The following is an 18,187-nucleotide window of genomic DNA, read 5'->3' as shown; positions in this document are numbered from 1 at the left end:
GTTCGTCTGTGGATAACTACCTTTAGCCCTTCTAAACCGTGATGTACAGGGAATGACAACTACGGTGGAAAACGGTGGTCAGCCTGTGCTGCGCTATCGGATAAGCTGTGTGTGGAAAGGCCAGTTATCCACAGGCAGGTTATCCACCGAGTTTGGCCCCCACTTGTCCAGTGCCCTCATGGGTGGTTATCCACAGAGCTTATGCACATACCGTTGGTCTTCTTTTCGAGGGTTAACGCATTGATAAATCATGTGCTGTGCGCAACCTGCATGTGGATAAGTGGACGACTGGTCGCTACAATGACCGCTTGTTTTGGCCTCACCGGCTTTCAACTTAGGGGATATCCGTGTCAGTGGAACTTTGGCAGCAGTGCGTAGAGCTTTTGCGCGATGAGCTGCCTGCCCAACAATTCAACACTTGGATCCGTCCACTACAGGTCGAAGCCGAAGGCGACGAGCTGCGTGTTTACGCGCCGAATCGTTTTGTTCTCGACTGGGTCAATGAAAAGTACCTGGGTCGCGTCCTTGAACTGCTGGATGAGCATGGCAACGGCCTGGCGCCGGCGCTCTCCTTATTAATAGGCAGCAAACGCAGTTCGGCACCGCGTGCGGCACCTAATGCCCCATTGGCCGCCGCGGCATCCCAGGCTCAGGCCGCTCAAGCGCCTGTCAGCGCTCCGGCGCCAGCCCCGGCAGCTGCATCGACCAAACGTGCGACACAAAAGGTTGCTGAAGTCAGTGAAGAGCCGTCCCGTGACAGCTTCGATCCAATGGCCGGCGCCAGTTCGCAACAGGCCCCGGTTCGCTCCGAACAGCGCACGGTGCAGGTCGAAGGCGCGCTCAAGCACACCAGCTACCTGAACCGCACCTTTACCTTCGAGAACTTCGTCGAAGGCAAGTCCAACCAACTGGCGCGGGCTGCGGCCTGGCAGGTGGCGGACAATCCCAAGCATGGCTACAACCCGCTCTTCCTTTATGGCGGTGTCGGTTTGGGTAAAACCCACTTGATGCACGCTGTGGGTAACCACCTATTAAAGAAGAATCCGAATGCCAAGGTTGTGTACCTGCATTCCGAGCGTTTCGTTGCGGACATGGTCAAGGCCTTGCAGCTGAATGCAATCAACGAGTTCAAGCGCTTCTACCGCTCGGTGGATGCGTTGCTGATCGATGACATTCAGTTCTTCGCCCGCAAGGAACGCTCCCAGGAAGAGTTTTTCCACACCTTCAACGCCCTGCTTGAAGGTGGCCAGCAGGTCATTCTTACCAGTGACCGCTATCCGAAAGAAATCGAAGGCCTTGAAGAACGCCTGAAGTCACGTTTCGGCTGGGGCCTGACGGTTGCCGTCGAGCCGCCGGAGCTGGAAACCCGTGTGGCGATCCTGATGAAAAAGGCCGATCAGGCCAAAGTCGATCTGCCACACGACGCGGCGTTCTTCATTGCCCAGCGCATTCGCTCCAACGTACGTGAGCTGGAAGGCGCGCTCAAACGCGTGATCGCCCACTCGCACTTCATGGGCCGCGATATCACCATCGAGTTGATTCGCGAATCCCTGAAAGACTTGTTGGCGCTGCAAGACAAACTGGTCTCTGTGGATAACATTCAGCGCACCGTCGCCGAGTATTACAAGATCAAGATCTCCGACCTGCTGTCCAAGCGTCGTTCACGCTCGGTGGCACGTCCGCGTCAGGTCGCCATGGCGTTGTCCAAGGAATTGACCAACCACAGCCTGCCGGAAATCGGCGATGTGTTTGGTGGCCGCGACCACACGACTGTTTTGCACGCCTGCCGCAAGATCAACGAGCTTAAGGAATCCGACGCGGACATCCGCGAGGACTATAAGAACCTGCTGCGTACACTGACTACTTGATGAACACCAGCGCAGCTTATTAAGGCAAGGGACTAGACCATGCATTTCACCATTCAACGCGAAGCCCTGTTGAAACCCCTGCAACTGGTCGCAGGCGTCGTCGAGCGCCGACAGACCTTGCCGGTGCTCTCCAACGTGCTGCTGGTTGTCGAAGGCCAGCAATTGTCGCTGACCGGCACCGACCTGGAAGTCGAACTGGTCGGTCGTGTGCAACTCGAAGAGCCTGCGGACCCGGGCTCCATCACTGTGCCTGCGCGCAAGCTGATGGACATCTGCAAGAGCCTGCCGAACGATGCGCTGATCGACATCAAGGTCGACGAGCAGAAGCTCGTGGTGAAGGCCGGCCGTAGCCGCTTCACCTTGTCGACCCTGCCGGCCAATGACTTCCCGACGGTGGAAGAAGGCCCAGGCTCGCTGACCTGCAGCCTTGAGCAAAGCAAACTGCGTCGTTTGATCGAACGCACCAGCTTCGCCATGGCGCAGCAGGACGTTCGTTACTACCTCAACGGCATGCTGCTGGAAGTCTCGGCCGGGATCATCCGCGCCGTGGCCACCGACGGTCACCGTCTGGCGATGTGTTCGATGCAGGCCGATATCGGTCAACCGGATCGTCATCAGGTCATCGTGCCGCGCAAAGGCATTCTGGAACTGGCGCGTCTGCTGACTGAACCGGACGGCAATGTCAGCATTGTGCTGGGCCAGCACCACATTCGTGCCACCACCGGCGAGTTCACCTTCACCTCGAAACTGGTCGACGGTAAATTCCCTGACTACGAGCGTGTTCTGCCTAAAGGCGGCGACAAGCTAGTACTCGGCGATCGCCAGGCACTGCGTGAAGCGTTCAGCCGTACCGCGATTCTGTCCAACGAGAAGTACCGTGGCATCCGTCTGCAACTGGCCAATGGTCAGCTGAAGATCCAGGCGAACAACCCGGAGCAGGAGGAAGCGGAAGAAGAAGTGGGTGTTGAATACAACGGCGGCTCTCTGGAAATCGGCTTCAACGTGAGCTATCTACTCGACGTACTGGGCGTGATGACCACCGAGCAGGTTCGCTTGATCCTGTCCGACTCCAACAGCAGTGCGCTGGTGCAAGAGTCCGACAACGACGACTCGGCCTACGTTGTCATGCCGATGCGTCTGTAATTATGTTCAGCAGAACCTAGATGTCCTTAAGTCGCGTCTCGGTCACCGCGGTGCGCAATCTGCACCCGGTGACCTTCTCCCCCTCCCCCCGCATAAACATTCTTTACGGTGCCAACGGCAGCGGCAAAACCAGTGTTCTGGAAGCCATTCATCTGCTGGGGCTTGCCCGTTCGTTTCGTAGTAGCCGTCTGTTACCCGTCATTCAATACGAGCAATTGGCATGCACGGTATTTGGCCAGGTCGAATTGGCCGAGGGTGGACACAGTGCCTTGGGGATATCTCGCGACCGTCAGGGTGAGTTCCAGATCCGCATCGACGGTCAGAACGCCCGAAGCGCAGCGCAACTGGCGGAGATCCTGCCGCTGCAGTTGATCAACCCGGACAGTTTCCGCCTGCTTGAAGGCGCGCCGAAGATTCGCCGACAGTTTCTCGACTGGGGTGTGTTCCACGTGGAACCCCGATTCATGTCCACGTGGCAGCGCTTGCAGAAGGCCTTGCGCCAGAGAAACTCTTGGCTGCGACATGGTACACTTGACGCCGTTTCGCAAGCGGTTTGGGACAGGGAACTGTGCCAGGCCAGCGCTGAAATAGATGAATACCGCCGCGCTTACATCAAAGCCTTGAAACCAGTCTTTGAACAGACCTTGAGCGAACTGGTTGAGCTTGAGGGCTTAACGCTCAGCTATTACCGAGGTTGGGATAAAGACCGGGAGTTGAGTGCAGTGCTCGCCGGGTCCCTTCAGCGGGATCAGCAAATGGGTCATACCCAGGCCGGACCACAACGCGCTGATTTGCGTCTTAGATTGGGCGCACATAACGCCGCGGACATCTTGTCTCGTGGTCAGCAGAAGTTGGTGGTCTGTGCATTGCGGATCGCCCAAGGGCACTTGGTTAGCCAGGCCCGTCGCGGCCAGTGTATTTATCTGGTGGATGACCTGCCGTCCGAACTGGACGAGCACCACCGTCGCGCGCTTTGCCGCTTGCTGGAAGACTTACGCTGCCAGGTTTTTATTACCTGTGTAGATCACGAATTATTGAGGGAAGGCTGGCAGACGGAAACGCCAGTCGCCCTGTTCCACGTGGAACAGGGCCGTATCACCCAGACCCACGACCATCGGGAGTGAAGGCATTGAGCGAAGAAAATACGTACGACTCAACGAGCATTAAAGTGCTGAAAGGCCTGGATGCCGTACGCAAACGTCCCGGTATGTACATTGGTGACACTGACGATGGCAGTGGTCTGCACCACATGGTGTTCGAGGTGGTCGATAACTCGATCGACGAAGCTTTGGCCGGCCATTGCGACGACATCAGCATCATCATCCACCCGGACGAATCCATCACCGTTCGCGACAACGGTCGTGGCATCCCGGTAGACGTGCACAAAGAAGAAGGCGTCTCGGCGGCCGAGGTCATCATGACCGTGCTGCACGCCGGCGGTAAGTTCGACGACAACTCCTACAAGGTATCCGGCGGCCTGCACGGTGTAGGTGTTTCGGTTGTAAACGCCCTGTCCGAGGAGCTTGTTCTCACGGTGCGTCGCAGTGGCAAGATCTGGGAACAGACCTACATCCACGGTGTTCCGAAAGAGCCGATGAAAATCGTTGGCGAGAGCGAAACCACCGGTACGCAGATCCATTTCAAACCGTCCGATCAGACTTTCAAGAACATCCACTTCAGCTGGGACATCCTGGCCAAGCGGATTCGTGAACTGTCCTTCCTCAACTCCGGTGTCGGCATCGTCCTCAAGGACGAGCGCAGCGGCAAGGAAGAGCTGTTCAAGTACGAAGGTGGTCTGCGCGCGTTCGTTGAATACCTGAACACCAACAAGACTCCGGTCAACCAGGTGTTCCACTTCAACATTCAGCGTGAAGACGGCATCGGCGTTGAAATCGCCTTGCAGTGGAACGACAGCTTCAACGAGAACCTGTTGTGCTTCACCAACAATATTCCACAGCGCGATGGCGGTACTCACCTGGTGGGTTTCCGTTCCGCACTGACGCGTAACCTGAACACCTACATCGAAGCTGAAGGTCTGGCGAAGAAGCACAAAGTTGCCACCACCGGTGACGATGCCCGTGAAGGCCTGACCGCGATCATTTCGGTAAAAGTGCCGGATCCGAAGTTCAGCTCCCAGACCAAAGACAAGCTGGTGTCTTCCGAAGTGAAGACCGCGGTCGAACAGGAAATGGGCAAGTACTTCTCCGACTTCCTGCTGGAGAACCCGAACGAAGCCAAACTGGTCGTCGGCAAGATGATCGACGCGGCGCGTGCGCGTGAAGCGGCACGTAAGGCTCGTGAGATGACCCGCCGTAAAGGCGCGTTGGACATCGCCGGCCTGCCGGGCAAACTGGCTGACTGTCAGGAAAAAGACCCTGCCCTCTCCGAACTGTACCTCGTGGAAGGTGACTCTGCTGGCGGCTCCGCCAAGCAGGGACGCAACCGTCGCACCCAGGCCATCCTGCCGCTCAAGGGCAAGATCCTGAACGTCGAGAAGGCACGCTTCGACAAGATGATCTCTTCGCAAGAAGTGGGCACCTTGATCACCGCGCTGGGCTGCGGCATTGGCCGCGACGAGTACAACATCGACAAGCTGCGTTATCACAACATCATCATCATGACCGATGCTGACGTCGACGGTTCGCACATCCGTACCCTGTTGCTGACCTTCTTCTTCCGTCAGTTGCCGGAGTTGATCGAGCGCGGTTACATCTACATCGCTCAGCCGCCGCTGTACAAGGTCAAGAAAGGCAAGCAAGAGCAATACATCAAAGATGACGACGCCATGGAAGAGTACATGACGCAGTCGGCCCTGGAAGATGCGAGCCTGCACCTGAACGAAGAAGCCCCGGGTATCTCCGGCGAAGCGCTTGAGCGTCTGGTGAATGACTTCCGTCTGGTAATGAAGACCCTCAAGCGTCTGTCGCGCCTGTATCCGCAGGAACTGACCGAGCACTTCATCTACCTGCCAGCGGTGAGCATGGAGCAACTATCCGATCACGCAGCGATGCAGGATTGGATGGCTCAGTTCGAAGTTCGCCTGCGCACCGTCGAGAAGTCCGGCCTGGTTTACAAAGCCAGCCTGCGTGAAGACCGTGAACGTAACGTCTGGCTGCCAGAGGTCGAACTGATCTCCCACGGCCTGTCGAACTACATCACCTTCAACCGCGATTTCTTCGGCAGTAACGATTACAAGACTGTTGTGTCGTTGGGCGCCCAATTGAGCACCTTGCTGGACGACGGCGCGTACATCCAGCGCGGTGAGCGCAAGAAGCCGGTCACCGAATTCAAGGAAGCACTTGAATGGCTGATGGCTGAAAGCACCAAGCGTCACACCATCCAGCGATACAAGGGTCTGGGCGAAATGAACCCGGATCAGCTGTGGGAAACCACCATGGACCCGAGCCAGCGCCGGATGCTCAAAGTGACCATCGAAGACGCCATTGGCGCAGACCAGATCTTCAATACCCTGATGGGTGATGCGGTCGAACCTCGTCGTGACTTCATCGAAAGCAACGCCTTGGCGGTTTCCAACCTGGACTTCTGATCCGGCAGGACCGCTAAAACGAAAAAGGCCAACGCTTAGCGTTGGCCTTTTTTATTGATCGGCGAAAAGGTCGTCATGCGCTAGCGGTGGCCACGCTCTCAAGCCGATACCCATACCCGTAAATCGTCAGCAGTTGCCAACCGCGATCAGCCGTCAGGCCCAGCTTGTTGCGCAGGCGATAAATATGAGTGTCCAGCGGGCGGGAAGAGACTATTTCTTCATGAGTCCAAAAGCGCTCATACAAATATTCACGGGACAAAGGTCGGCCCAGATTGGCGAACAGGCAACGGGCAAGACGGTATTCCCGTTCGGTCAGACTGATGGGGGTGGAGGCACGGGTGACGGTGAGTTCGGCGTCGTCGAATTCGAGGTCATTGAAGGTCAGTATTTCGGTGGCTGCCGCGCGTTGCAGCCCATGCCGACGAAGCACCGCGCTGACCCGGGCCATCAGCTCGTTGGGACGAAACGGTTTGCTCACGTAATCGTCGGCTCCGGCGTTCAAGGCCTGGACGATATCGCTTTCGGTATCGCGACTGGTGAGCATGATCGCGGCTGGTGGCACGTCCATGTGTTCACGGGTCCAGCGCAACAACGCCAGGCCGCTGATATCGGGTAGTTGCCAATCGAGGATCAGCAGGTCGAAAGTCTCCCGTCGAAGTTGCCGTAGCAAGTCCTCTCCCCGCTCGAAGCTGTGCAACGTCCACGCCTGCTCTCCCCTTAAGGGGATCTGTCGCAGTGTCTGTTCCACCCGGCGGAGTTCGGCAGGTTCGTCATCCAGTATTGCGACACGCATGCCGAGTGTTTCCTTCATCTCGAAAGTGCAAAGTTTAAGAAAATTCCTACGGGAGTTTAGGCTGTTTGATTGAATCTGAACAATTGTGGTGAATTGCTGCGAAGTTCCCAAGTATGGCTACGCTGATGTCACTTCGCCGGTAGGCGATGAATCATCGGCACAATACTCAAGAGGGACGGTGGAAAAATGCGTCCAAGGATTCTTTCTAATGGGTTCACAAGGCTGGCGACGTTGATGTTGGCGGCTGTCCTCGGGCTGGGATGCACGACGCGCCAGTCGATTCCAGCCGTCGACCAGGATTACTCAGTCACGCGGTACTTCGATTCAACAGGGGCCAATACGGTTCTGGGTGATTCGCTTGGGTTTGCTCCTGTGCAATCGCCTACAGACGCCTTGCCGATCCGCTCTGCACAACAACGCTGGGTGTTTTAGCCCTCGGCCAATTCTGAACAAATATTCAGAATTACTTCGCAAGATTACTTATGCCGGTAAATTCGTTGTCGCTGAGCGGCACAGGGGCATTGGGATGTGCTCCGACGCAGGGAGCGTCAAGCCAACCTGGCAAGACCGTCGATCGCCGGTTTTCGGCGGTCTCCAGTTCAGGGGAAAACACACGGAGTGCCTGCTCGGCCCCGACACAGGGATGTGTCATCTTTCATGTCCTTTGCTCCCATGGCTATCTGCCAGAGCGTCCAGTCAGGTATCGTGCCTCCAATACTTGTGTGCGTTATCCGGCATGATTTTCATAAGAGCATAAAAGCCAATCCATGAACCCCATGACCTTAATGCTCCCACGCCGTTCTGGCGTCTGTCTTTTACTGCTTGCTGGCCTGATGGGATTGTTCATCCAAAGTGCATCCGCGGCTGTCGTCTCGGCAAAACGCCTGCCTTATATCGATGAAAACCAACAATGCCGTGGTCAACCGCTGCCGGCGACTGTCGAGCATCTGACCGGCGAAGCCTGGAAGCTGGATGCCAAAGGTAAGCAGACGCCATTGCAGGAAGGTATGTCGATTGACGAGCAAGAAGGCGTCCAAACCTCACCCTCGGCGTTTGTCAGCCTGTCCCTGGGTGATGGCTCGCGGATGGTGCTGCCCTCCAGTTCCCATATCACCCTGCATCTCAATGAAGAGCAATCGATCCCTCGAGTGATTCTTGAGCAGGGCCAGGTTGAGTCGTATGTGATCAAGCGTGCCAGCGACCATGATCGCTTTCAGATCGTCACGCCGGTCGGTGTACTGGGCGTGCGGGGCACGCATTTTCGGGTGCGCAACGATGAGGGTGGCCAGGCACTGCTTGAAGTTTTGAACGGACAAGTGGCGGTCAATCGTGATCAGGAAACGTCGGGCGCCCGCCCTGCCCGGTCGGCTGCCAAACGGATTCAGAACGCTGAAGCTGACGAGGTCCAGGTCATGGGCCGTCAGGGTTTGCGTATTCAGAAACAAGGCATGTTGACGCCAATCGACTTGTTACCCGCCCCACGTTTGTTGGGGCAGGCCGGTCAGACGGGTAATGTGCCTGTCTGGCAATTGATCATGAAACCCATCGAAGGGGCCACGCGTTATCGGGCGCAAGTGGCCACCGACGCAGCCTTTCTGGACATCAAGCAAGAGCAGTTTTCCAGCACGCCAGAGGTCAAGTTCAGCGGGCTGAAAGCGTTTTTCTACCATGTTCGCCTTTCGGCGTATGACGCTCAGGGGTTAGAGGGAGAGACCGGGGTGTATGACATTTTCTATTACCCCAGGACCACTCGTGTCCAATAGCGCTTTGGCCGATGACCAATGAAGAACTGGCCAAGGAAGGATGACCGCGAGCCGACCCAGGCTCAGCGATTGTTTCGGCGGATGGTCCGCGAGTGGCTGTGGGTCTGTCTGATCCTGTTGCCGCTGACGGCGATGCTGTCCATGAGCCAGGGCCTGATCTTGAGCAATTTGCTGTATGACAACCTTCGCCGGCTAAGCCCGCTGCCGGTGGACCCCCGAATACTGCTCGTAACGATCGACGACTACAGCTTGCAGCAGCTTGGCCAATGGCCGTGGTCGCGGGCCACGCACGCCCGACTGCTGGATCGGCTCAGCGCCGCGAACGTTAAAGGCGTTCTATTCGACGTGATTTTCAGTGAACCTGATAGCCAACCCGAGAACGATCAGCTTTTAGCCCAGGCGGCCTGCCGAGCCGGTAATGTTTTCGTGCCGCTGCTGCGCGAAGATGTCGCGCGTTATGGTCAGCCCTTGGGGGAAATTGAACCGGTGGATCCGCTGCACCATTGTGCTAAAGGTGTGGGGCACATCAATGCCGAAGCGGACGCCGATGGGATCGTGCGCAGCGTGTATTTAAGCGAAGGCCCGACGCAAAAAACACGCCCGCAACTGGCCTGGCTGCTGTACGAAGAAACCCTCGCCGATAAGGGAAATGTACCAATGCCGGGTACCCCGGCCCTGCCATCAGTGCAAGGCTGGCAGCGAGCCCATGAAATACGGATTCCTTTCATCCACTCCGACGCGGGCTTTCCCACTGTGCCCTACGTCAGCGTATTGCGCGGTGAAGTCCCACCGGAGTTGCTGCGCGATCGCTTGATCCTGATCGGCTCGACCGCTGCAGGCCTGGGCGACCGCTACGTGACACCGCAATCGGCCAGCATCGGCACCACACCGGGCATCGAGATTCAGGCGAATATCCTCAACGGACTGCTACAAAAGCGCAACATTGTGGTTCTTGATCAGCGCTTGGCGGCGTTGCTATCGGTGGTAATTGTCGGCGAGTTGCTGGGCCTGCTGTTGGTGCGTCCGCGTCGCGCGCTATGGCTGACCCTAGGTGCAATGGCGGCCGCTCTGCTGGGCTCGGGTGTACTGTTGCGGCTTGGCTGGTGGTGGTCCCCGGCTGCGAGCTTGGTGGGTATTTTGCTGGGGTATCTGATCTGGAACTGGCGACGGCTGAACGCGGTGCTTGCCTATTTCGGCTGGGAACTGGCGCGCCTGGACAGCGAGCCAAAAGTCTTTCCCGAACGTCGTCGCACCCAGGCCCCGGCCGGTGATGTGCTGCAAGGGCAAATCGTCGCGCTGGAGCAGGCCATGAGCCGGACCCGCGACACCCGGCGCTTCATTGCCGATGGACTTGAATACCTGCCGGTGGCGACGCTGATCAGCGATCCGAACGGATGTATTCTGTTGGCCAACCGCAAGGCTCGAGAAGTGTTTTGCCGTGGTCTGGTGGGCGAGGACATGCTCGAGCAACTGAGCGACCTGGGTTACCCGGTGCCGTCCAACGGAATGCCATCTGCGTTGTCGACCCTGGAGCCGCTGGAGTTTCGTGACACTCAGGCACGCAGTCTGCGTCTGGACCTGGCACCGCTGTTGCCGGCCGAGGGCGACTCCGTGATTGGCTGGCTACTGAGCCTCACTGACTTGAGCGTCGAGCGCGACGCCGAGGAACAGCGAGCCGTACTGCTGCGCTTTTTGTCTCATGACCTCAGAGCTCCTCACTCTGCGATTCTGGCCTTGCTCGATGTTCAGCGGCATCAGGTGTCCGGAGACACTCAAGTGTTCAGCCAGATCGAGTTGCAAGTGCGCAAGGCGCTGAACCTGACCGAGGCTTTTGTGCAGTTGGCAAAAGCCGAGTCCGAGGCCTATCAGTTTCAGCCGAGTATGTTCGCGATGTTGTTGCTCGATACGTTCGACCAGGCCTCGAGCATCGCTCATCTGAAGAACATTCAGTTGCTGCATGACCTCGACGAAGATGCTGAAGCGCTGGTCCTGGCCGATCAATCGCTACTGACACGGGCACTGTTCAACCTGTTGGAAAACTCCATCAAGTACAGTCCGGCAGGGTCGCAGATATCGGTGCGGGTGAGTTATGCCGAAGGCTGGTTGATGTGTGAAATCGCCGATCAGGGGCGAGGGATTGCTGTCGATGAACTTCCCGAATTGTTCAGTCAGTATCGGCGTTTTGCCTCGGCTCATGGCAGCGATGGTCTGGGGCTGGGTTTGTCCATGGTCAAGGCCGTGGTGGATCGTCATGGCGGGAGGATTTCCTGTCACAGCGTGGTGGGGCAAGGCACGACGTTCAGTGTCCAGTTACCGCTATTGAGCGAGTGAGCCAGAAGATTTCAGCGGGCATAAAAAAACCGGCTATATCAGCCGGTTTTTTACGTCAGAAATAAACTTATGCACCTTTTCCGATGTTTTATGTTCTTAAGAAATATGTATGAAAATCATAAGCTTAAGAACTAAAAACGACGTTTTTCAACAAAACGGTACACAGGTTATCCACAGAATCTCAGACAGTCACTTGATCGGTGGCGTTGGGTGCCGCCGGCGCGGCTGGCAGCGAACCCATTTCGCGCTGCATCCGTTCGTTCCAGGCTTGCACCCGATCATTCAGGTCGGCAATGGCTCGCGGCCCGCTACCCTCGGCGTACATCGGCGCACCAATGATCACGGTGATCACGCCTTGCTTCTTTGCCCAACCGGTTTTTGGCCAGAACTTGCCGGCATTGTGCGCAATCGGCAGCACCGGTAATGACGCATTGACGGCCAACGCGGTGCCACCGCGGGAGAACTTGCCAATGGTGCCGTAAGGAACGCGAGTCCCTTCCGGGAAAATCAGTACCCAGACATTGTCCTTGAGCAGTTCATCGCCCTTCTTCGCCACATGCTTGAGCGCAGCTTTCGGGTTACCACGGTCGATGGCGATCGGTCGCAGCATGGCCATGGCCCAGCCGAAGAATGGAACGTAGAGCAGTTCGCGCTTGAGCACCTGGCTTAAAGGCGAGAAATAGGCCGAGAGAAAGAATGTCTCCCAAGTGCTCTGGTGGTTCGACTGAATCACGCAGGGCTGGTCAGGCACGTTCTCGGCACCCTTCACTTCGTAACGGATACCCAGAAAGACTTTGCTCAGCCACAAGGCGCAGCGGCACCAGTACACATTGATAAAGCGATAGCGCGCCTTGAATGGCAAAAACGGCGCGATAAAAAAGCTCAGGGTGCACCAGAGCAAAGAGCTGGTGCCCAGCAGCAGGTAAAAGAGGAAAGTTCTGATGGCCTGCAGTATCGACATGGCGACATTTACCGTTGCGGGCATTGCCCGCCTATTCAAGCGCACTCCCGATCAGTCCTTGGCCAGGATGTCAGAAGAGCCTTAGTTGTGGATAAGTTCCGCGGCAATCGCCGCCAGATCGTCAAAAATCAAAGTGCCCGCCGGTAGGGTCAAGCCCTGCGTCTTTTCGCCTTTACCGGTCTTTACCAAAACTGGCTGAGAGTCGACGGCTCTGGCGGCTTCCAAGTCACCGAGAGTATCGCCGACGAACCATAGATTCGTCAGCGAAACGTTGTAATGCGCGGCGATGGTTTTCAACATCCCGGGTTTTGGCTTGCGGCAATCGCAGCCATCGTCTGGCCCATGCGGGCAATAGACGATCAGCCCGACTTCGCCACCCTGCTCCGCCACCAGCTCGCGCAAACGAGCGTGCATGGCATCCAGGGTCGCGATGTCGTAATAGCCGCGAGCGATGCCCGACTGGTTGGTAGCGACGGCCACCGTCCAGCCGGCCTTGCTCAACTGCGCGATCGCTTCGATCGAACCGGGGAGCGGAATCCACTCCTCCACCGACTTGATGTACGCATCGGAGTCGTAATTGATCACTCCGTCCCGATCGAGAATCAGCAGTTTCAACAGCAGCCCCTTAGCCCAGCAGCGAAATGTCGGCGACGCCGAGGAACAACCCACGCAGACGTGCCAGCAGCGCATAGCGGTTGGCTCGCACCTTGGCATCTTCGGCGTTGACCATCACCGCTTCGAAGAACGCATCCACCGGCTCGCGCAAGGCGGCCAGACGGGCCAGCGTTTCGCTGTACTGACGCGCAGCGGCCATTGGCTGAACAGCCTGGTCAGCCTGCTGGATCGCCGAATACAGGGAGAACTCGTTGGCGTTGTCGAAGTACTTGGCTTCAACGACCGAAGGAACAGAGCCTTCGACCTTGCTCAGCAAGTTCGAAACGCGCTTGTTCACAGCGGCCAGGGCTGCGGCTTCCGGCAATTTGCGGAACGCTTCTACCGCTTGTACACGCTGATCGAAGTCCAGCGCAGAACCCGGCTTCAGGGCACGGACAGACAGGTAAGTCCCGACATCAACGCCTTCGTCTTCATAACGTGCACGCAGACGGTCGAAGATGAATTCCAGCACCGAGTCATTCAGGCCGGCAGCCTTGACCTTGGTACCGAACGCATTCACGGCAAACGCCACGGCGTCGTTCAAGTCGAGGTCGAGCTTCTTGTCGATCAGGATGCGCAATACGCCCAGCGCTGCACGGCGCAGTGCATACGGGTCTTTGCTCCCGGTTGGCAGCATGCCGATACCGAAGATACCCACCAGCGTGTCGAGCTTGTCGGCGATGGCCACGGCCGCACCGGTGAGGGTGGTCGGCAGTTCAGCGCCGGCACCGCGCGGCATGTACTGCTCGTTCAGCGCCAGTGCGACTTCTTCCGGCTCGCCGTCGTTGAGGGCGTAGTAGTAACCGGCGACACCTTGCATCTCCGGGAACTCGCCGACCATCTCGGTCGCCAGGTCGCACTTGGACAGCAGGCCCGCACGGGAAGCCCATGCTGCGTTGCCGCCAATGCGTTGCGCGATGAACCCGGCGAGTCTGGAAACGCGCTCGGCCTTGTCGTAGACGCTGCCGAGTTTTTCCTGGAACACCACGTTCTGCAGACGCAGGTTGAAGTCTTCGAGCTTTTGCTTCTTGTCTTGCTTGAAGAAGAACTCGGCGTCGGTCAGGCGTGGACGAACCACTTTCTCGTTACCGGCGATGATCTGTTGCGGGTCTTTGCTTTCGATGTTGGCCACGGTAATGAAACGTGGCAGCAACTTGCCGTCGGCATCCAGCAGGCAGAAATACTTCTGGTTGTCCTGCATGGTGGTGATCAGCGCTTCTTGCGGCACGTCGAGGAAACGTTCTTCGAACGAGCACACCAGCGGCACCGGCCATTCAACCAGCGCAGTCACTTCGTCGAGCAGGCTTGGCGGCACGATGGCCGTCCCTTCCTGCTGCGTCGCCAGTTCTTCAGTGCGCTTGCTGATCAGCTCGCGACGCTCGTTGGCGTCGGCCAGCACATAGGCAGCACGCAAATCGCTCAGGTAGTTGGCCGGCGAGGTGATGCGCACGCTTTCAGGATGGTGGAAGCGGTGACCACGGGAATCGCGGCCGGACTTTTGCGCGAGGATGGTGCAGTCGATGACGTGGTCACCGAGCAGCATCACCAGCCACTGGGTCGGGCGAACGAATTCTTCTTTGCGAGCACCCCAGCGCATGCGCTTGGGGATTGGCAGGTCGTTCAGGGAATCTTCGACGATGGTTGGCATCAGGCTCGCGGTCGGCTTGCCGGCGATGCTTTGGCTGTAGCGCAGCTTCGGGCCGCTCTGATCGATTTCGCTCAGGTCGACGCCGCACTTCTTGGCGAAGCCCAGGGCTGCTTGAGTCGGGTTGCCTTCGGTATCGAACGCGGCCTGACGCGGCGGGCCGTCGAGGTTGATGCTGCGATCCGGCTGCTGGGTCGCCAGCGCGGTAATCAGCACGGCCAGACGACGTGGCGCGGCGTAGACGGTTTTGGTTTCGTAGTTCAGGCCGGCAGCTTGCAGGCCTTTGTCGATACCGGCCAGAAACGCATCGGCCAAGGTGTTTAGGGCTTTGGGTGGCAGTTCTTCGGTGCCCAGTTCAACCAGAAAATCTTGAGCACTCATTGTGCAGCCTCCAGCTTGGCCAATACTTCGTCACGCAGGTCCGGGGTCGCCATCGGGAAGCCCAGCTTGGCGCGAGCCAGCAGGTAGGCTTGCGCAACGGAACGCGCCAGGGTGCGTACACGCAGAATGTATTGCTGACGCGCAGTTACCGAGATCGCCCGGCGCGCATCCAGCAGGTTGAAGGTGTGGGAAGCCTTCAACACCATTTCGTAGCTCGGCAACGGCAACGGCTGGTCGAGTTCGATCAGGCGCTTGGCTTCGCTTTCGTAGAAGTCGAACAACTCGAACAGCTTCTCGACGTTGGCGTGTTCGAAGTTGTAGGTCGACTGCTCCACTTCGTTCTGGTGGAACACGTCGCCGTAGGTCACCTTGCCGAACGGACCGTCAGCCCAGACCAGGTCGTAGACCGAGTCCACGCCTTGCAGGTACATGGCCAGACGTTCCAGACCGTAAGTGATCTCGCCGGTCACCGGGTAGCACTCGATGCCGCCCGCTTGCTGGAAGTAAGTGAACTGCGTCACTTCCATGCCGTTGAGCCAGACTTCCCAGCCCAGACCCCAGGCGCCCAGCGTTGGCGACTCCCAGTTGTCTTCGACGAAGCGGATGTCGTGCACCAGCGGGTCGAGGCCCACGTGCTTGAGGGAGCCCAGGTACAGTTCCTGGAAGTTGTCCGGGTTCGGCTTCAGGACTACCTGGAACTGGTAGTAGTGCTGCAGACGGTTCGGGTTTTCGCCGTAGCGGCCGTCAGTCGGGCGACGACTGGGCTGCACATAAGCGGCGTTCCAGGTTTCCGGGCCAATGGCGCGCAGAAATGTGGCAGTGTGGAAAGTGCCGGCGCCTACTTCCATATCGTAGGGCTGAAGTACCACACAACCTTGCTCGGCCCAGTATTGCTGGAGGGCGAGGATCAAGTCTTGGAAGGTACGCACGGCTGGCGTAGGCTGGCTCACGAAATTCACCTGTTTCTTGGGCTGCGATTTAAAGAGCGGGAGTATACCCGATTCGGTCCTGCGCACGCCCCCTGGAGCCTTATGCCACGCTGCTTTTGGTGTACCGAAGATCCGCTGTACATGGCTTATCACGATCAGGAGTGGGGCACGCCGCTACGCGATGCGCAGGGTTTGTTCGAGTTGCTTTTGCTCGAAGGGTTCCAGGCCGGGCTTTCCTGGATCACCGTGTTGCGCAAACGAAAGCGTTATCGCGAGGTGCTGTTTGGCTTCGACGTACAACGCGTGGCGCAGATGAGCGATGTGGAAATCGATGAATTGATGCTCGATCCGGGGATCATCCGCAATCGCCTCAAACTCAATGCCGCCCGGCGCAATGCCCAGGCCTGGCTGGCGCTGGAGGATCCGGTGGGGTTTCTCTGGTCGTTCGTCGGCGGAACGCCTGTGATCAATCATTTCAAGGATCGCAGTGAAGTGCCGGCCGTGACACCGATCGCTATCGAGATGAGCAAAGGCCTGAAAAAAGCCGGCTTCACGTTCGTCGGCCCGACCATTTGTTACGCGTTGATGCAGGCCTCGGGCATGGTCATGGACCACACTCGGGATTGCGATCGCTACGCCACCTTGGCGAACGGCGGTTAGAATAGCCGCCTCGCGCACAGCACAAGATCAGGAGTGACCTGTGGATAAGTTGAAAGGCGCCTTGCTGGTAGGCGCTCTGCGGTTGTTTGCACTGCTTCCTTGGCGGGCAGTGCAGGCGGTGGGTTCAGCGATTGGCTGGATCATGTGGAAAACCCCCAACCGTTCCCGCGACGTAGTGCGGATCAACCTCGCCAAGTGTTTCCCACAAATGGACCCGGCCGAACGCGAGCGTCTGGTGGGCCAGAGCCTGAAAGACATTGGCAAGTCCCTGACCGAGAGCGCTTGCGCGTGGATCTGGCCGGCCCAGCGTTCCATTGACCTGGTGCGTGAAGTCGAAGGTCTCGATGTGCTTAAAGACGCCCTCGCCTCCGGCAAAGGCGTGGTCGGCATCACCAGCCACCTGGGCAACTGGGAAGTGTTGAACCACTTCTATTGCAACCAGTGCAAACCGATCATTTTCTACCGTCCGCCCAAGCTCAAGGCGGTGGATGACTTGTTGCGCAAACAGCGGGTGCAACTGGGTAACCGGGTTGCGGCTTCCACCAAGGAAGGCATCCTCAGCGTGATCAAGGAAGTGCGCAAAGGTGGTGCCGTGGGCATTCCGGCTGACCCGGAACCGGCCGAATCCGCCGGGATCTTCGTGCCGTTCTTCGCCACTCAGGCCCTGACCAGTAAATTCGTCCCGAACATGCTGGCCGGCGGCAAAGCGGTCGGCGTGTTCCTGCATGCCCTGCGGCTGTCGGACGGTTCGGGTTACAAAGTGATCCTCGAAGCCGCGCCGGAGGCCATGTACAGCACCGATACCGAAACCTCCTGCGCGGCGATGAGCCAGGTCGTCGAGCGCTATGTGCGGGCTTATCCGAGCCAGTACATGTGGAGCATGAAACGCTTCAAGAAGCGTCCACCGGGTGAAGAACGCTGGTATTGAGGCTGCTGTGGATAACCTCGTAGGAGCTGACCGCAGGCTGCGATAGTAAAATCAAAAGATCGCAGCCTGCGGCAGCTCCTACGGGGGTGTACGCCGAGCCTTTGTAGGAGCTGCCGAAGGCTGCGATCTTTTGATCTTGATCAGTGCGCCTGACGCTCAAGCTTTTTCAGAAACACCGTCATCTCCTTCTCGGCCTGCTTGTCTCCATGGGCGCGGGCGGCTTCCAGGCCCTGTTCCCAAGCCTGACGAGCCGCCGCGTAGTCCGCCAACGCCAGATGCGCCTTGCCCAATAGCTTCCAGGCCGCCGAATACTTCGGATCGAACTCGACGCAGCGCTGGAAATGCTCTGCGGCTTTGGCATTTTCACCCAGATCCAGATAACCCTTGCCCAGGCCGAAGCGCAGCAGCGAGTTATCCACACCCTTGGCGAGCATTTTTTCCAGGGATTCGATCATCAATGGCACCTTTGGTTTTGGGTGAGTTCGAGATCGCCTTCGCGGGCAAGCCTCGCTCCTACGGGTCATGCGTGATCCATTGTAGGAGCGAGGCTTGCCCGCGAAGAGGCCCGTCCAGCCGCTGAAAAT

Annotated in this window: 14 protein-coding genes; 8 read left to right on the top strand and 6 right to left on the bottom strand. The window is 58.0% G+C overall.

Annotated elements, in window-relative coordinates:
• Positions 1 to 347 precede the first annotated feature (347 nt).
• Genes dnaA through gyrB form a run of 4 tightly spaced genes read left to right on the top strand, consistent with a single transcriptional unit; the run spans position 348 to position 6,558 of the window.
• Complete coding sequence (gene dnaA, locus NHU87_RS03710) at positions 348 to 1,868, top strand: chromosomal replication initiator protein DnaA (RefSeq protein WP_008007897.1); 1,521 nt, start codon at positions 348 to 350, stop codon at positions 1,866 to 1,868.
• 39 nt (positions 1,869 to 1,907) lie between these two features.
• Positions 1,908 to 3,011: a DNA polymerase III subunit beta gene (gene dnaN / locus NHU87_RS03705; RefSeq protein ID WP_007903001.1), complete on the top strand. Its 1,104-nt coding sequence runs from the start codon at positions 1,908 to 1,910 to the stop codon at positions 3,009 to 3,011.
• 20 nt (positions 3,012 to 3,031) lie between these two features.
• A complete protein-coding gene (gene recF / locus NHU87_RS03700) occupies positions 3,032 to 4,135 on the top strand; it encodes a DNA replication/repair protein RecF (protein WP_008007898.1) in 1,104 nt (367 codons plus the stop codon).
• A gap of 5 nt (positions 4,136 to 4,140) precedes the next feature.
• A complete protein-coding gene (gyrB, locus tag NHU87_RS03695) occupies positions 4,141 to 6,558 on the top strand; it encodes a DNA topoisomerase (ATP-hydrolyzing) subunit B (RefSeq protein ID WP_253545767.1) in 2,418 nt (805 codons plus the stop codon).
• 73 nt (positions 6,559 to 6,631) lie between these two features.
• On the opposite strand, the gene NHU87_RS03690 is transcribed toward gyrB, so the two are convergent.
• Positions 6,632 to 7,351: a response regulator transcription factor gene (locus NHU87_RS03690; RefSeq protein ID WP_253545765.1), complete on the bottom strand. Its 720-nt coding sequence runs from the start codon at positions 7,349 to 7,351 to the stop codon at positions 6,632 to 6,634.
• Between the two features lie 833 nt (positions 7,352 to 8,184).
• Here NHU87_RS03690 and NHU87_RS03685 point away from each other — a divergent pair.
• Together NHU87_RS03685 and NHU87_RS03680 are read left to right on the top strand one after the other, a co-directional pair.
• Positions 8,185 to 9,114 carry a FecR family protein gene (locus NHU87_RS03685; protein ID WP_253545763.1) on the top strand — a complete coding sequence of 310 codons (930 nt, stop codon included), beginning with the start codon at positions 8,185 to 8,187 and terminating at the stop codon, positions 9,112 to 9,114.
• 18 nt (positions 9,115 to 9,132) lie between these two features.
• Entirely contained in the window at positions 9,133 to 11,445 is a 2,313-nt protein-coding gene (locus NHU87_RS03680) for a CHASE2 domain-containing protein (RefSeq protein WP_253545761.1), read from the top strand.
• Between the two features lie 181 nt (positions 11,446 to 11,626).
• On the opposite strand, the gene NHU87_RS03675 is transcribed toward NHU87_RS03680, so the two are convergent.
• The 4 genes from NHU87_RS03675 to glyQ form a co-directional block, all read right to left on the bottom strand.
• A complete protein-coding gene (locus NHU87_RS03675) occupies positions 11,627 to 12,406 on the bottom strand; it encodes a lysophospholipid acyltransferase family protein (protein WP_253545759.1) in 780 nt (259 codons plus the stop codon).
• A gap of 81 nt (positions 12,407 to 12,487) precedes the next feature.
• Positions 12,488 to 13,027 (bottom strand): D-glycero-beta-D-manno-heptose 1,7-bisphosphate 7-phosphatase, encoded by a 540-nt coding sequence (gmhB, locus tag NHU87_RS03670; RefSeq protein ID WP_177409434.1) that lies wholly within the window; start codon positions 13,025 to 13,027, stop codon positions 12,488 to 12,490.
• A gap of 4 nt (positions 13,028 to 13,031) precedes the next feature.
• Complete coding sequence (gene glyS, locus NHU87_RS03665) at positions 13,032 to 15,086, bottom strand: glycine--tRNA ligase subunit beta (RefSeq protein WP_253545757.1); 2,055 nt, start codon at positions 15,084 to 15,086, stop codon at positions 13,032 to 13,034.
• Positions 15,083 to 16,036, bottom strand: coding sequence for a glycine--tRNA ligase subunit alpha (gene glyQ, locus NHU87_RS03660; RefSeq protein ID WP_003213601.1), 954 nt, complete (start codon positions 16,034 to 16,036; stop codon positions 15,083 to 15,085). The genes glyS and glyQ overlap by 4 nt, the downstream gene beginning before the upstream one ends.
• An 81-nt stretch (positions 16,037 to 16,117) precedes the next feature.
• Between glyQ and tag the strand changes: the two genes are divergently transcribed.
• Together tag and NHU87_RS03650 are read left to right on the top strand one after the other, a co-directional pair.
• The gene (gene tag, locus NHU87_RS03655; RefSeq protein WP_253545755.1) at positions 16,118 to 16,675 is read left to right on the top strand and encodes a DNA-3-methyladenine glycosylase I; all 558 of its coding nucleotides are present in this window, start codon (positions 16,118 to 16,120) and stop codon (positions 16,673 to 16,675) included.
• A 40-nt stretch (positions 16,676 to 16,715) separates the two neighbouring features.
• A complete protein-coding gene (locus NHU87_RS03650; protein WP_253545753.1) occupies positions 16,716 to 17,603 on the top strand; it encodes a lysophospholipid acyltransferase in 888 nt (295 codons plus the stop codon).
• Positions 17,604 to 17,743: 140 nt separating this feature from the next.
• Here NHU87_RS03650 and NHU87_RS03645 read toward each other — a convergent pair whose 3' ends face one another.
• Complete coding sequence (locus NHU87_RS03645; protein ID WP_253545750.1) at positions 17,744 to 18,061, bottom strand: tetratricopeptide repeat protein; 318 nt, start codon at positions 18,059 to 18,061, stop codon at positions 17,744 to 17,746.
• Positions 18,062 to 18,187: the final 126 nt, after the last annotated feature.

The sequence above is a fragment of the Pseudomonas mandelii genome (assembly GCF_024138395.1).
GTDB lineage: Bacteria > Pseudomonadota > Gammaproteobacteria > Pseudomonadales > Pseudomonadaceae > Aquipseudomonas > Aquipseudomonas mandelii_E.
Note: the sequence above shows the minus strand (reverse complement) of the source record. Positions and strands in the feature narration are given on the sequence as shown.

Excerpts from the sequence above, each read along its gene's own strand:
- NHU87_RS03675 (WP_253545759.1), bottom strand. The coding sequence starts at position 12,406 with ATGTCGATACTGCAGGCCATCAGAACTTTCCTCTTTTACCTGCTGCTG.
- dnaN (WP_007903001.1), top strand. The coding sequence starts at position 1,908 with ATGCATTTCACCATTCAACGCGAAGCCCTGTTGAAACCCCTGCAACTG.
- recF (WP_008007898.1), top strand. The coding sequence starts at position 3,032 with ATGTCCTTAAGTCGCGTCTCGGTCACCGCGGTGCGCAATCTGCACCCG.
- glyS (WP_253545757.1), bottom strand. The coding sequence starts at position 15,086 with ATGAGTGCTCAAGATTTTCTGGTTGAACTGGGCACCGAAGAACTGCCA.
- tag (WP_253545755.1), top strand. The coding sequence starts at position 16,118 with ATGCCACGCTGCTTTTGGTGTACCGAAGATCCGCTGTACATGGCTTAT.
- NHU87_RS03685 (WP_253545763.1), top strand. The coding sequence starts at position 8,185 with ATGGGATTGTTCATCCAAAGTGCATCCGCGGCTGTCGTCTCGGCAAAA.
- NHU87_RS03680 (WP_253545761.1), top strand. The coding sequence starts at position 9,133 with ATGAAGAACTGGCCAAGGAAGGATGACCGCGAGCCGACCCAGGCTCAG.
- NHU87_RS03690 (WP_253545765.1), bottom strand. The coding sequence starts at position 7,351 with ATGCGTGTCGCAATACTGGATGACGAACCTGCCGAACTCCGCCGGGTG.